The 12,429-nt window shown below is 57.7% G+C and carries 11 protein-coding genes and 1 pseudogene; 4 read left to right on the plus strand and 8 right to left on the minus strand.

Features of this window, described 5'->3' with window-relative positions; translation table 11 throughout:
• Positions 1-14: 14 nt before the first annotated feature.
• From M1D87_RS09210 to M1D87_RS09220, 3 genes are all read right to left on the minus strand, one after another.
• A complete protein-coding gene (locus M1D87_RS09210; protein ID WP_421091748.1) occupies positions 15-887 on the minus strand; it encodes an isocitrate lyase/PEP mutase family protein in 873 nt (290 codons plus the stop codon).
• A gap of 64 nt (positions 888-951) precedes the next feature.
• On the minus strand, positions 952-2,265 hold the full coding sequence (gene dctA / locus M1D87_RS09215) for a C4-dicarboxylate transporter DctA (RefSeq protein WP_421091749.1): 1,314 nt from the start codon (positions 2,263-2,265) through the stop codon (positions 952-954).
• A gap of 105 nt (positions 2,266-2,370) precedes the next feature.
• Complete coding sequence (locus M1D87_RS09220) at positions 2,371-3,540, minus strand: mandelate racemase/muconate lactonizing enzyme family protein (protein ID WP_421091750.1); 1,170 nt, start codon at positions 3,538-3,540, stop codon at positions 2,371-2,373.
• 99 nt (positions 3,541-3,639) lie between these two features.
• Between M1D87_RS09220 and M1D87_RS09225 the strand changes: the two genes are divergently transcribed.
• Complete coding sequence (locus M1D87_RS09225; RefSeq protein ID WP_421091751.1) at positions 3,640-4,518, plus strand: LysR family transcriptional regulator; 879 nt, start codon at positions 3,640-3,642, stop codon at positions 4,516-4,518.
• Positions 4,519-4,600: 82 nt separating this feature from the next.
• Here M1D87_RS09225 and M1D87_RS09230 read toward each other — a convergent pair whose 3' ends face one another.
• The 5 genes from M1D87_RS09230 to M1D87_RS09250 form a co-directional block, all read right to left on the minus strand.
• The gene (locus M1D87_RS09230) at positions 4,601-5,173 is read right to left on the minus strand and encodes a YbhB/YbcL family Raf kinase inhibitor-like protein (RefSeq protein ID WP_421091752.1); all 573 of its coding nucleotides are present in this window, start codon (positions 5,171-5,173) and stop codon (positions 4,601-4,603) included.
• Positions 5,174-5,212: 39 nt separating this feature from the next.
• On the minus strand, positions 5,213-5,977 hold the full coding sequence (locus M1D87_RS09235) for a 2-keto-4-pentenoate hydratase (protein WP_421091753.1): 765 nt from the start codon (positions 5,975-5,977) through the stop codon (positions 5,213-5,215).
• A 202-nt stretch (positions 5,978-6,179) separates the two neighbouring features.
• On the minus strand, positions 6,180-7,073 hold the full coding sequence (locus M1D87_RS09240; RefSeq protein WP_421091754.1) for a 2-hydroxy-3-oxopropionate reductase: 894 nt from the start codon (positions 7,071-7,073) through the stop codon (positions 6,180-6,182).
• Positions 7,074-7,136: 63 nt separating this feature from the next.
• Positions 7,137-7,919, minus strand: a complete 783-nt coding sequence (gene hyi, locus M1D87_RS09245; RefSeq protein ID WP_421091755.1) for a hydroxypyruvate isomerase — start codon at positions 7,917-7,919, stop codon at positions 7,137-7,139.
• A gap of 225 nt (positions 7,920-8,144) precedes the next feature.
• Positions 8,145-8,411: an antitoxin Xre/MbcA/ParS toxin-binding domain-containing protein gene (locus M1D87_RS09250; RefSeq protein WP_421091756.1), complete on the minus strand. Its 267-nt coding sequence runs from the start codon at positions 8,409-8,411 to the stop codon at positions 8,145-8,147.
• A 752-nt stretch (positions 8,412-9,163) separates the two neighbouring features.
• On the opposite strand from M1D87_RS09250, the pseudogene M1D87_RS09255 reads away from it, so the two are divergent.
• The 3 genes and pseudogenes from M1D87_RS09255 to M1D87_RS09265 all read left to right on the plus strand — a co-directional run.
• Positions 9,164-9,445: pseudogene (locus M1D87_RS09255) on the plus strand (PAS domain-containing protein); the annotation flags it as partial.
• Positions 9,446-9,604: 159 nt separating this feature from the next.
• Complete coding sequence (locus M1D87_RS09260; RefSeq protein WP_421091759.1) at positions 9,605-10,729, plus strand: methyl-accepting chemotaxis protein; 1,125 nt, start codon at positions 9,605-9,607, stop codon at positions 10,727-10,729.
• Positions 10,730-10,742: 13 nt separating this feature from the next.
• Positions 10,743-12,428, plus strand: a complete 1,686-nt coding sequence (locus M1D87_RS09265) for a putative bifunctional diguanylate cyclase/phosphodiesterase (protein WP_061551427.1) — start codon at positions 10,743-10,745, stop codon at positions 12,426-12,428.
• Position 12,429: the final 1 nt, after the last annotated feature.

The following is a 12,429-nucleotide window of genomic DNA, read 5'->3' on the forward strand; positions in this document are numbered from 1 at the left end:
ACATGACCTTGAGGTTAGTTAAAGCTACTGCCGGCCTGAAGATAGGTGTCGGCTAATCGTTGGTAGCTGTCGGACAAAGAGTATTTTGCAATTAATTGCGAAGCTGTCAATGTTGGATGTTCGCCTGGCTGCTCCGCGCAAAGTGCCTCGTAAGTCGCTTGCACCGCGGCGAAGTAGGGCTTGTGCCCATTAACGACTATTCGAACATTCGCTGCGGCTAGTCGATCTGGATCGGCCAGTTCAGGGTTGCCATAATTAATTAGCATAATCGGCACTGTTAGATGCGCAGTTAGCTGGGCAAGATGATCGAAATCCTTCACGCCAACCAGGCAAATGGCATCGGCGCCGGCTCTTTGATAAGCCGTCGTCCGGGCAATTGAGTCGTTGAGTGTTGTGACCCCGGCATGGGTTCTGGCGATGATGCTCAGGGTCTCATCGGAGCGGGCGACTCGCGCCGCATAGATTTTGCTTGCAGCCTCATCGAGGCTGATCAATTGCGTAGAGGCGTTATTGTAGCTTGCGGGCAGCTGTGTATCTTCAAGCGTCAAGGCTGCGACTCCGGCTTTCTGCAGTTCAGTGACGGTTCGCATGACGTTCAGGGCATTTCCGTAACCGTGATCGGCGTCGGCAATGATCGGAATTTGGCTGGCTCTGCCAAGCCTAGCTGCTTGCTCGGTGAATTCGTCCAGCGTGATCAGGGTAATATCCGGTGCACCGAGAACCTGAAGGGAGGCGACAGAGCCACCCAAGATGGCTGTTTCGAAACCGATATCGGCGGCCATGCGCACGGAGAGGGGGTCGAAGACTGAGGCTGCAAACTTACACGTTGTCCCCTGCAGGAGGGTGCGAAACGCGATGCGAAGTTCTGAGTGAGACCGTTCGTTCATGAGGTAGCTCCCAAAGCAAAATGCCAGCTCGCGTGATAAGCGCGAAGCTGGCATTTGTTATTGCTTACTTTTGAATGGCGTATGATTCTGATTTGTGCTCCGGTTTGTCGCTCTTCAGTGCGGCGATTTCACGCTTGGCTGTTTCGACATCGAACGCGTTGTCCCATTTGGCAATCGCGATTGTGCCGATACCGTTGCCAATCAGGTTGGTCACGGCCCGAGCTTCGTTAAGGAACCGGTCAATACCCAGGAGCAGTACCAGACCAACCAATGGAATTGTATGAATAGTGGTCAGCGTGGCTGCCAAGGTTATGAAGCCTGCGCCCGCGACACCCGCCGAACCTTTAGAAGTGAGGAGCAGTACGCCGAGCAGAATCATCTGATCCATAAGCGACAGCGGTGTATTGGTTGCTTGAGCGACGAATATTGCAGCCATCGTCAGGTAGATGCAGGTACCGTCAGCATTGAAGGTATAGCCTGTGGGTAGGACCATCCCCACGACGGATTTTTTGCAGCCTAGCTTTTCAAGTTTAGCCATCATCCGGGGCAACACCGCTTCAGTGGAGCAGGTCCCCAAGGTAACGAGGATCTCGTCTTTGAAGTAACGCAGGAACTGCATCAGCGGCAGGCCCGACCACCGTGCCACCGCACCCAGGATGACAACGATGAAGACCAGGGTAGTGATGTACAGCGCAATGAGCAGTTGCCCGAGAGAGAGGAGGGTGCCCACGCCGTACTTGCCAATCGTGAACGCCATCCCAGCGCCGGCACCCAAGGGAGCGAGGCGCATGACCATAGCGACGATCTTGAACAATCCGTGCAGGAAGAGATCAATCATGTTGATCAATGGCTTGCTGGTCGGACCCATTTGCACAAGCGCCACACCCATCAACACCGAAAGCAGGATGACTTGAAGCATGGAGCCTTTGGCAAAGGCATCGATGAAGGTGCTGGGGATGATATTCAGCAGGAAGTCGACGGTGCCGCCTTGCTCTGATGCCGCTTGGCTGTATTTGCCAATGGCACTTCCATCGAGAGTGCCCGCGTTGATGTTCATGCCAACGCCTGGCTTGACGACGTTGACGACTACCAGGCCGATGACCAAGGCAATCGTAGAAAGAATTTCAAAGTAGATTAACGCTTTGACACCAATGCGTCCTACTTCTTTGATGTCGCCCATTTTGGCAATACCGACTACTACGGTGCCGAAGATGATGGGGGCCAGCAGCATTTTAATGAGTTTGATGAAACCATCGGCAAAGGGTTGTAGCTTGGCGCCGATGTCAGGCTCCAGATAACCGATCAGACCACCGATCACGATGCCAATCAGTACCTGGACATATAGCTGGCTGTACCAGCGGGATTTGGACGTTTCCACGAGCGCACCTCATTTTATTTTTGTGATCGGCTGTGTGGTCAAGCGCCGCCGAGCGACGCTTGTGATCCGGCAGTCTTGCGGGTGCAAGACTGCCGTTGGCAATGATCAGCCTTCGCCCAGCTCACGCATGACTTTGTACAGCTCCGATTTGGCCTCGAAGCCGACACCTGGGATATCTGGCAGGCCGACGTAACCATTTTCAACGCGAATGCCATCGGCAAAACCACCGAACGGCTGGAACACATCTGGATAGGATTCGTTACCGCCGAGGTGAAGACCAGCTGCAATGTTCAGCGACATCTGGTGACCGCCGTGCGGCACGACGCGGCGAGACGACCAACCCATTTCTTCCATGACTTTCAAGGTGCGCATGTATTCGACCAGGCCGTAGGACAGGGCGCAGTCAAATTGGACATAGTCGCGGTCCGAGCGCATGCCACCGTGGCGCAGCAGGTTGCGAGCATCTTGGTGAGAGAACAGGTTTTCACCAGTGGCCATCGGCAGCTCGTAGTGATTGGCCAGTTCTGCTTGCAGCGCGTAGTCCAGCGGATCGCCTGCTTCTTCATACCAGAAGAGGTTGTAAGGTTTCAGCGCCTCGGCATAGGCGATAGCGGTTTGCTGATCGAAGCGACCGTTGGCGTCGACTGCCAGGCGGCGACCATCCCCGACCACCTTGATGACGGCTTCGATGCGGCGGATGTCTTCAGCCAGGGGCGCTGCACCGATCTTCATCTTGACGACGTCATAGCCGCGGTCGAGGTAGCCACGCATCTCATCCTGCAGCTTGGTGTCGTCCTTGCCTGGGTAGTAGTAACCACCGGCGGCATAAACCCAAACCTTGTCGTCTGCCTTGCCACCACGGTAGCGGTCAGCCAGCAGGCGATACAGAGGCTTGCCCTCGATTTTCGCTACAGCGTCCCAGACGGCCATGTCGATGGTGCCAACTGCGACCGAACGCTCGCCATGACCACCTGGTTTCTCGTTGGTCATCAGGGTCTTCCAGATGGCGAACGGATCCAGGTTGTTGTGTTCTTTGTCGATCAGCGACTCTGGGTCGGCTTCAGTAATGCGAGCCAGGAAGCGATCACGCATCAGCGCGCCTTGACCATAGCGACCGTTGGAGTTGAAGCCGTAGCCGATCACTGGTTTGCCGTCACGGATCACGTCGGTGACCACTGCTACAACCGAGCAGGTCATTTTCGAGAAATCGATGTAGGCGTTAGCGATTGGCGAGGCAATGGAAACGGTCTTTTCGCGGATGTCGACGATACGCATGATGCGCTCCTCTTGTTGTTGGAGACTCCAAATTAAGCTTGGTCTTCGATGTCGCCCAATGCTATTAATGCAGTCCCCCATGCTGAAACGGCATTGCCCATGGAACTGGTCTGGCTAGAAGATTTTGTCGCATTGGCAGAGAACGGCAGCTTTGTCCGAGCTGCTGAAGCACGCCACGTGACCCAACCTGCCTTTAGTCGCAGAATAAGGTCATTTGAAACTTGGATAGGTGTTGAACTTTTCACACGTACGCCACAAGGCGCGTCTCTGACGGATGCTGGCAAACTGATCTTGCCCAGTGTACTGGATGAGGTGGGCCGAATTTATCGAATACGCTCGGAAGCTCAAGAATTTGCCGGTAAAGCAGCAAAAGTTCTGCAATTTGCTGCCACTCATTCGCTTTCATTTACTTTCTTTCCTCGTTGGATACGGCGGGCAGAAAGAGGCGCGCCAATTGAGGCTGTACGGTTACATTCCGACAGCATGGCCAGTTGCGAGCAAATGTTAGTGCATGGGCAGGTTCAGTTCTTACTCTGCCATCGACACCCAGAAGTGCCGCCACAACTGCCGCATAACCAGTACATCAGTAAAAAGGTGGGTGATGACATTCTTATACCTCTCGCCAGCCCTGCGTTAACTTTTGAGGGCGAACAGAGTTCCCTTCCTTATCTGGCGTACACTGAAGAATCAGGTTTAGGTCGTATCATCCGGCACCGTTTGCAAGGTAAAGAAGAGTTTTTGCATCTTAATCCATTGTTTAGCAGTCACTTGGCCGCTGTGCTGATGTCAATGGCACTGGAAGGCAAAGGCATCGCTTGGCTACCTCGCAGTCTCACGGAGCAGGAAGTCGTTGATGGTCGACTTGTCCGAGCACTGGATGAAAGCTGGGACATCCCGCTGGATATAAACTTGACGCGCCCTGCGGCGCCAATGAATCGATCTGCTGAAGCCTTCTGGAGTGGTCTCGCGTCACAGTGAGCTCCGGGCATTGCATGGATCTGGCTCGCCGCCGTTAGGCGTGAGCCACTCCCATGTCTTCGCTTTAGATCGGTCAGGGCTGTTAACGATAAAGCCCCACAATAGACTGGCCTAGCAGACTTCGCCCTTTGAGCTTTTCCAAGAGGGTTTCTCGGTTGAGTCCCGGAGGAAGCTCACCTGGCGGAATCGTGGTCGCCACAACGGTCAATGTGTAATGGTGAGGATTTTCTTGTGGCTGCGCACAGAGCCCACGGTAGGCTGTTTGGCCCATGGTATTGATGCCCACTGTGTAAGAGCCTTTCGGTTGCCCCTCCAGGCCTTCGTTGAGCTGAGTGATGGTGGCAGGGACGTTATAAACGACCCAGTGGGAAGTGCCCGTACCCTTTTGGCCGTCAGGGTCGTTCAGAAAAATGGCGAGCGAGGCAGTCCCCGGAGGGAGGTGGCTCCAGCGGACGTGCGGCGATACGCCAGCACCGCTGCCACATTGCTGTTCGGTTCCAGCATAGCGGACTGGAATTTTCTGACCGTCTTTAAACGAGTCACTTTGAATGCTGAATTTTTCGGCATGGGCCGTACCCGCGCATAGGCAGGCTGCCAGAAGTCCAGCATTGGAAATGTATTTGGGCGCAATACGGGAGTAAATGAATTTTTTCACATCAAGTCCTTGACAGTTGGGCCGGCTTTTGTGCGCGTATTAACTGAATGAAACAGAAAGGGCGGGTAGCCCCATGATTTCACCCACTAAGCTGCCAGCTTCCGTCACCATGTGAAGGCCAGTGTAAGAGCCCGTGGTTACTACCAAGTCCTGGGGCAAAGTCACGCCTTGAACGATGTGGTGATTGACCAGCCATGTCAGCAATCGACGTGGATCGCCAGCGGGATTTTTGCCAGTTGTAGAGCTTATACTTGTTCCGTTAAAAGAAAAGCTGAGCGGGGGATTAGTGAAATCAAAGTCTCCCGAGTAAGGCACGAACTGGCCGAGTACTAACGCTCCGTGATTCATCAAGTCAGCGAGCTTGGCCAAAGCAGGTACTTCGGGCCAATTCGCGAATCGGCTTGATACAATTTCGATCGTTGCGCCCATTTCTCCGATAGCAGAAAGTACTTCGGCATCGCTGTAGGGTTTGTGCCTAGGCGCGAAGGACTCTTTTAATCGGAACGCAATTTCAAGTTCTACACCAATAAATGGAAACTCATTTATTGCAAGGCGGCTGGCGGAAGGATATATACGGTCGTGAGGTAAGGGGGAGCCTTGGATCGCCGCGCTGGGTGAGCGTGCGCCTACTTTCCACCCTGCCGCCGAAACCCGGCGTAAGCGCAGTATTTCTTGTTGAGTTTGGTAAGCTTCTTTAACGTCAGCGGGGACGAGGGAGGCGTGCAGTTCTGAAATTTGGTTGTGAGACTTGTCAGCTTCCACAATGGTCTTGCCTAAAGACGAGATGTGTTGGGGTAATTCCATTTCCAATCCTCTTCAATGTTACTGACATGTCCGCAGCGGTCGCAGTCATTGCCGGCCGAAACAAGTTAAGCTGTCTATCATGGCATATGCCAAGTGGCTGATTGTTCACGTTTCGTGGCGCCTTGCTCTACGAATCGTCAATCAGTTGAAGGAATGCTAGATTTCGGTGGTCGCAGTGCGATGGAGCAATCCCGCAATTGCCTCATGAGTCGTTGCGAATCGAGTAGCCGGCCATATGCTCCAAGCCCTTGATAAGCGCCGAGTGGTCCCAATTTCCGCCACCCAGGGCCTGGCAGGTGTTAAACACTTGTTGGGCATTGGAGGTGTTGGGCAGGTTGATGCCCAGTTCGATGGCGCCTTGCAGGGCCAGAGTGAGGTCCTTCTGATGCAGATTAATGCGGAAGCCCGGGTCGAAAGTGCCGTTGATCATGCGCTCGGCATGCACTTCGAGAATCTTCGACGAGGCAAAGCCGCCCATCAGCGCTTTGCGCACCTTGGCCGGGTCCGCGCCGTTCTTGGCGGCGAACAGCAGGGCTTCGGCCACGGCCTGGATGTTAAGGGCGACGATGATCTGGTTGGCGACCTTGGCTGTTTGGCCGTCGCCGTTAGCACCGACGTGGGTGATGTTCTTGCCCATGGCCTGGAACAGCGGCAAAGCGCGCTCGAATACTGCTTCTTTGCCGCCCACCATGATGCTTAAGGTCGCGGCTTTGGCCCCCACTTCGCCGCCGGACACCGGGGCATCCAGGTAAGCGGCACCGATGAAGTCGATCTTCTCGGCGAACGCCTTGGTGGCAGTGGGCGAGATCGAACTCATGTCGATCACCACCTTGTTCGGGCCCAAGCCTTCGGCGACGCCGTTTTCACCGAATAGGACGCTTTCTACCTGAGGGGTATCTGGAAGCATGACGATGATGAATTCGGCTTCCTGGGCTACCTCTTTCGGGGTGCGCAACGCCACGGCGCCGGCGGCGATCAGCTCGGCCGGCGCAGGTTTGTGGTGGCTAGAAACAAACAGGCCGTGGCCTGTCTTCTGCAGATTCTGCGCCATGGGTTTGCCCATGATACCGGTGCCGATGAAACCGATTTTCGCCATGCGAAATCCTCTCCTAAGTTTGTGAGTCTCGATGTGAAGCCTGCCACGGGCCTGTGGGAGCCTTTAGATTGCGTTGTGCGACTTCAGCCAGCCCAGGCCCGCTTCGGTGGTGGTCAGCGGCTTGTATTCCGCGCCCACCCAGCCCTGGTAGGCGATGAGGTCCAAGTGCTCGAACAGGAAGCGGTAGTTAATCTCGCCGGTGCCGGGTTCGTTGCGGCCAGGGTTGTCGGCCAGCTGGATGTGGTTGATCAGTTTCAGGTTGGCTTCCATGGTGCGAGCCAGGTCACCTTCCATGATCTGCATGTGGTAGATGTCGTACTGCAGGAACAGGTTGTCGCTGCCGACTTCGGCCTGGATTTCCAGGGCCTGCTTGGTGGTGTTCAGGTAGAAGCCTGGGATGTCGCGGGTGTTGATCATTTCCATGACCAGGCGGATACCGGCGGCTTTCAGCTTGTCGGCGGCGTAGCGCAGGTTTTCCACGAAGGTCTTGCGTACGGTGGCGCAGTCCGGGCCTTGCGGGCGGATACCGGCCAGGGCGTTGACCTGGGTGTTGCCCAGCACCTTGGCGTACTCGATGGCCTTGTCGACACCGGCGCGGAATTCCTCGACGCGGTCAGGGTGGCAGGTGATCCCGCGCTCACCCTTGGCCCAATCGCCCGCTGGCAGGTTGAACAGCACCTGGGTCAGGCCGTTGGCGTCCAGCTGCTGCTTGATTTCGGCAGCCCTGAAGTCGTACGGGAAGAGGTATTCGACGCCGCTGAAACCAGCGTCGGCGGCAGCCTTGAAGCGGGCCAGGAAGTCCTGTTCGGTGAACAGCATGGACAGGTTGGCAGAGAAGCGAGGCATGTTTTCTTACTCAATATGAACAAGAGCGGGAGGATTTCGCTTAGCACTCGCGCGTCGTGTGCCACGGTACGCATTCAGCGCTCTGCTATGCAGCTTAAGCACATGCATTTTCGGAGCAACCTCGCATCTGTGAACAAAGCATTCACAATTTGTGTATTTATTGGTAATGGCCCAGCCGAGAATCGCTTTGCGGGAGATCTTTGCGATCGGTGGGAGGAAGCGTTCTCACGTGTAAACACCGTGTTCTAAACGCTCAAGGAAGTCGCATAAAAGGGCGTAGGTTGCATGATGTCCAAGCAGCGTGCACGGTGCGTGATGGCCAAGGCCAAGAGCTGGGCTGATCATCCAGCGCTCTGCCAGTTCCCTCCTTCCGAATACTCCGATAGCTATCTGCAAAATCTGTTGGTGTCTCGTTAAAAAAGCTCGATGGGCAGGGGCCCAGCACCCGATTGGGGACTGCTTGCAAATCTCGTGAATCGCTATGCCGCTCATCGTCAGACACTCCTAAGGAAGTAGTCCCTTAACTTATTGGCACTATGAGCTCTGTTGGCGTTGAGCACCATCGCTATCACTGTCATGGGCTGTGCAGTCTGCCATTACCTCCATCTGGCTGATCAGAGGTAGCCGGTCTGACCTGTAGAAATGGGTTGTTGCACGTCAGTAGCCACATCCTGCCTTGCGCCGAGCGGCATCTGTGAACGCTCCGTTCTTTATCCTTATGAAAAGAAAGAGGCAGCGGAAAAATGGTTGGGTCCGACATGCTTAGTATGAGCGGTCAGACCAGACCCCACTCGACTGAGAGAGAGTCGAAAATGCTGCAAAGAAAGTTGTTTCGTGTGCAAATTCAAGCGAAAAATCCGACATTGCAAGGTTTTTTGGCCTTACCGGTCTGACCAGTTGTGGGGCAATCCAGCGTCTCTGGCTCTAATTCGGTGCATCTGGTTGGGTCGAGCCGCAGTGCGGCCGTTCACAGGTGAAGCGCAGCGGCGAACCGCGTGCGCACATGAATCAGATCAGGCTTTTGGCCAGTGCCTCGTGCAACATTGCAATCAGCTTGCCAAGCGCCATGCCGACTTCGATATTTTCGATAACGCCATGATTCGTAAGGTTTATTTGCATTCCTTGGCTGACCTCGTAGAATCCGCGCCCGACCGGGAAGTCACCAAAGGGTCGATTGCAGGGGATTCATCCTGATAATCGCCTCGCAAGCAGGCTCCCGGCGTTTGAATGAATGGAGTCTCATAGTGCGTCTCAACCTTCCGGTCACCCCGGTCGAGCAACGTTTTCCCCCCGATCAGCGATTGATTTCCGCTACCGACACCACCAGCCTGATCACCTACTGCAACCCCGAATTCGCCGCCATCAGCGGTTACAGCGAGGCGGAGCTGATCGGCAGCCCGCACAACCTGGTACGCCACCCGGACATGCCGCCGGCGGTGTACCAGTTGATGTGGAATTACCTGAAGGCCGGCAAGAGCTGGATGGGCATCGTCAAGAACCGCTGCCGCAACGGCGATTACTATTGGGTCAACGCCTACGTCACGCCTATTCTCGAAGCCGGGCGGGTGGTGGGCTATGAATCGGTACGGGTGTGCCCGACGCGTGAGCAGGTGGCCCGTGCCGAGGCCCTGTATGCACGCATGCGCAACGGTCAGGCTGTGTTGCCCTGGTCACGGCGCGCGACCATGCTGGCGCGTGACCTGGCCGTACCGCTCGTGGGCGGGGGGCTGGCTTTGGGGGCCAACAAACTGTGGCCCGGCCTGGTCGCGCAGGGGCTGACCCTGGGGCTGTTCCTGGCCTATGGCCTGTTGGCACGCAATGCCGTTGGGCGGCAGATGGAGCGCGTAGTGCAGGGCGCAGGCGGCACCTTCGCCGACCCGATCGCCGCCTTGACCTACAGCGACCTGCCCGGTGCTGGCGGACAACTGCAATTGATGCTGATCAGCGAGGAGGCGCGGCTGAAAACCGCGCTGACCCGGTTAAGTGACCTGGCGGCCCAGATGGCCGTGGCTGCACATGATGCCGGTGCGTTGTCGCGCAGCACCGAGGCGGCATTGCTGGAGCAGCGTGCGGAAACCGACCTGAGCGCCACTGCCATGAACCAGATGGCCGCTTCCATCGGTGAGGTTGCCAACCATGTGCAACTGACTGCTGCCGAAGCCCACACTGCGCACCTGCTGGCCGAGCAAGGCAGCCTGGTGGCCGACGCCAGCGGAGCTGCAATCCGCACCTTGGCCGGTACCGTGGCCCAGATCAACCAGGCGGTCAGCCACCTGGCTGGTCAGACCGGTGCTATCGCCGAAGCCACCGGAATGATCCGCGGCATCGCCGAGCAGACCAACCTGCTGGCGCTAAATGCCGCCATCGAGGCGGCCCGTGCCGGCGAGCAAGGCCGTGGCTTTGCCGTGGTCGCCGATGAAGTGCGGGCACTGGCCGACAAGACCCGGCAGTCGACACTGCACATCCAGGCTATCATCGATGCTCTGCGCAGTGGCGCAGAAGAGGCCGTGGCGATTGCCAGCCAGGGCATCGACGGTGCCGAGCAGGGCGTTGCCCAGGTGCAGGAAGCGCGGCAGGCGTTGCATGGCATTCGTGATGCGGTGCAGCGCATCAGTGACATGAGCCAGCAGATGGCTACAGCTTCGCAGCAGCAGTCAGCCGTCGCCGAAGACGTCTCGAGGCAGATCAATGGTGTGGCCGGCATAGCCCAGCACAGCGCACACAGCGCCAACGCCGCAGCCTCTCGCGGCGCCGAACTGGAAGAGGTGCGCGCCGGACTGCGTGCCCTTGTGGAGCGCTTCAACCGTTAAGGCAGGATGCTTTATGGATGACAACTATCGTGCAGCCGTTGACGCGGCTGCGATCTTTTCCGAAACCGACTTGCGTGGAACCATCACTTACGTCAACCAGCAGTTCTGCAGCATCTCGGGCTACAGCCGCGAGGAGCTGCTGGGCGCCAACCACCGCATCCTCAACTCCGGCCTGCACGAGCCGGAGTTCTTCGTCGGCATGTGGCGGGCGCTGGCCGCCGGCCGGGTGTGGAAGGGCGAGATCTGCAACCGCGCCAGGGACGGCTCGCTGTACTGGGTCGACAGCACCATGGTGCCACTGGTCGACCCGCTCACCGGAGAGGTGCGCAAGTACGTGTCGATCCGTTTCGACGTCACCGAGAAGCGCCAGCTGCTGCATACCTTGCAATGGCGTGTGGGCCATGACGTGCTCACCGGCCTGCCCAACCGCGCTTACCTGTCCGACCTGCTGAACCAGGCCCTGGCCTACTCGCGCCGTGAAGACATTCCGCTGGCTGTGTGCATGCTCGACCTGGATGGCTTCAAGGCAGTCAACGACGGCTACGGGCATGCCATGGGCGACCTGCTGTTGGTCGAGGTGGCGCAGCGCCTGAAGCACATCCTGCGCGATGGCGACGCAGTGGCCCGGTTGTCGGGTGACGAATTCGTGCTGATCCTGCGCAACGTCGAAGACCGCCAGTTGCATGCTGCGCTGCGCCGGGTGCTGCGGGCACTGGCGGCGCCCTATGTGGTACGCGAGCAGCGCCTGTCGCTCAGCGCCAGTATCGGCGTGACCCTGTACCCGCAGGACGACGAAGACGCCGACACCTTGGTGCGCCATGCCGACCAGGCCATGTATGTGGCCAAGCAGCGTGGGCGCAACCGCTATCACCTGTTCGATGTGTCACAGGAACAGGAACTCAAGGCTACCCACCAGACCGTGGCGCGGGTGCGCCGGGCCCTGCACAACGGCGAGCTGTGCCTGTATTACCAGCCCAAGGTCAACCTGCGCAGCGGCCAGGTGCTGGGCTTCGAGGGCTTGCTGCGCTGGCAGCGGCCAGGCCGCGGGCTGGTGCCGCCTGGTGATTTCCTGCCGGCGGTGGAGCAGACCGACCTGATCGTGGAAATCGGCGAATGGGTGCTCGACCAGGCGCTGAACCAGTTGCAGGCATGGCAACGTCAGGGGCAGCCCTGGTCACTGAGCGTGAACATCGCCGCGCGGCATTTGCAGCGTGGTGACTTTGTCGAGCGCCTGCAGCAGTTGCTGGCGGCGCACCCGGAGGTGGACCCGGCGCGGCTGGACCTGGAAATCGTCGAGTCGGTGGCCATCGATAACCTGCAGCATGTCAGCTGCTGTCTCGATGCCTGCCGCGCACTGGGTGTGCGCTTCTCCCTGGACGACTTTGGCACTGGCTATTCATCGCTGAGCTACCTGAAGCGCTTGCCGACACAGACGATCAAGATCGATCAGTCATTCGTGCGCGACATCCTGCATGACCAGGACGACCTGGCGCTGACCGAAGCGGTGATCGGCCTGGCCCGGGCGTTTGGCCGCGAGGTGATTGCCGAAGGGCTGGAGAGCGTCGAGCACGGCCGCGTGCTGATGGGCCTGGGCTGCGAACTGGCACAGGGTTACTGCATCGCCCGGCCGATGCCGGCCAGTGCGGTGCAAGCCTGGGCGCAGGCCTACCGGCAGCCGGTGCAATGGCGTGACCCTTGAT

The sequence above is a fragment of the Pseudomonas sp. SA233 genome, assembly GCF_054792385.1.

What these genes read in the sequence shown, in the direction of transcription:
- hyi (WP_421091755.1), bottom strand. Translation starts at nt 7,919, where the DNA reads ATGCCTCGCTTCTCTGCCAACCTGTCCATGCTGTTCACCGAACAGGAC.
- M1D87_RS09240 (WP_421091754.1), bottom strand. Translation starts at nt 7,073, where the DNA reads ATGGCGAAAATCGGTTTCATCGGCACCGGTATCATGGGCAAACCCATG.
- M1D87_RS09265 (WP_061551427.1), top strand. Translation starts at nt 10,743, where the DNA reads ATGGATGACAACTATCGTGCAGCCGTTGACGCGGCTGCGATCTTTTCC.
- M1D87_RS09210 (WP_421091748.1), bottom strand. Translation starts at nt 887, where the DNA reads ATGAACGAACGGTCTCACTCAGAACTTCGCATCGCGTTTCGCACCCTC.
- M1D87_RS09260 (WP_421091759.1), top strand. Translation starts at nt 9,605, where the DNA reads ATGCTGGCGCGTGACCTGGCCGTACCGCTCGTGGGCGGGGGGCTGGCT.
- M1D87_RS09250 (WP_421091756.1), bottom strand. Translation starts at nt 8,411, where the DNA reads ATGAGCGGCATAGCGATTCACGAGATTTGCAAGCAGTCCCCAATCGGG.
- M1D87_RS09220 (WP_421091750.1), bottom strand. Translation starts at nt 3,540, where the DNA reads ATGCGTATCGTCGACATCCGCGAAAAGACCGTTTCCATTGCCTCGCCA.
- M1D87_RS09235 (WP_421091753.1), bottom strand. Translation starts at nt 5,977, where the DNA reads ATGGAATTACCCCAACACATCTCGTCTTTAGGCAAGACCATTGTGGAA.
- M1D87_RS09225 (WP_421091751.1), top strand. Translation starts at nt 3,640, where the DNA reads ATGGAACTGGTCTGGCTAGAAGATTTTGTCGCATTGGCAGAGAACGGC.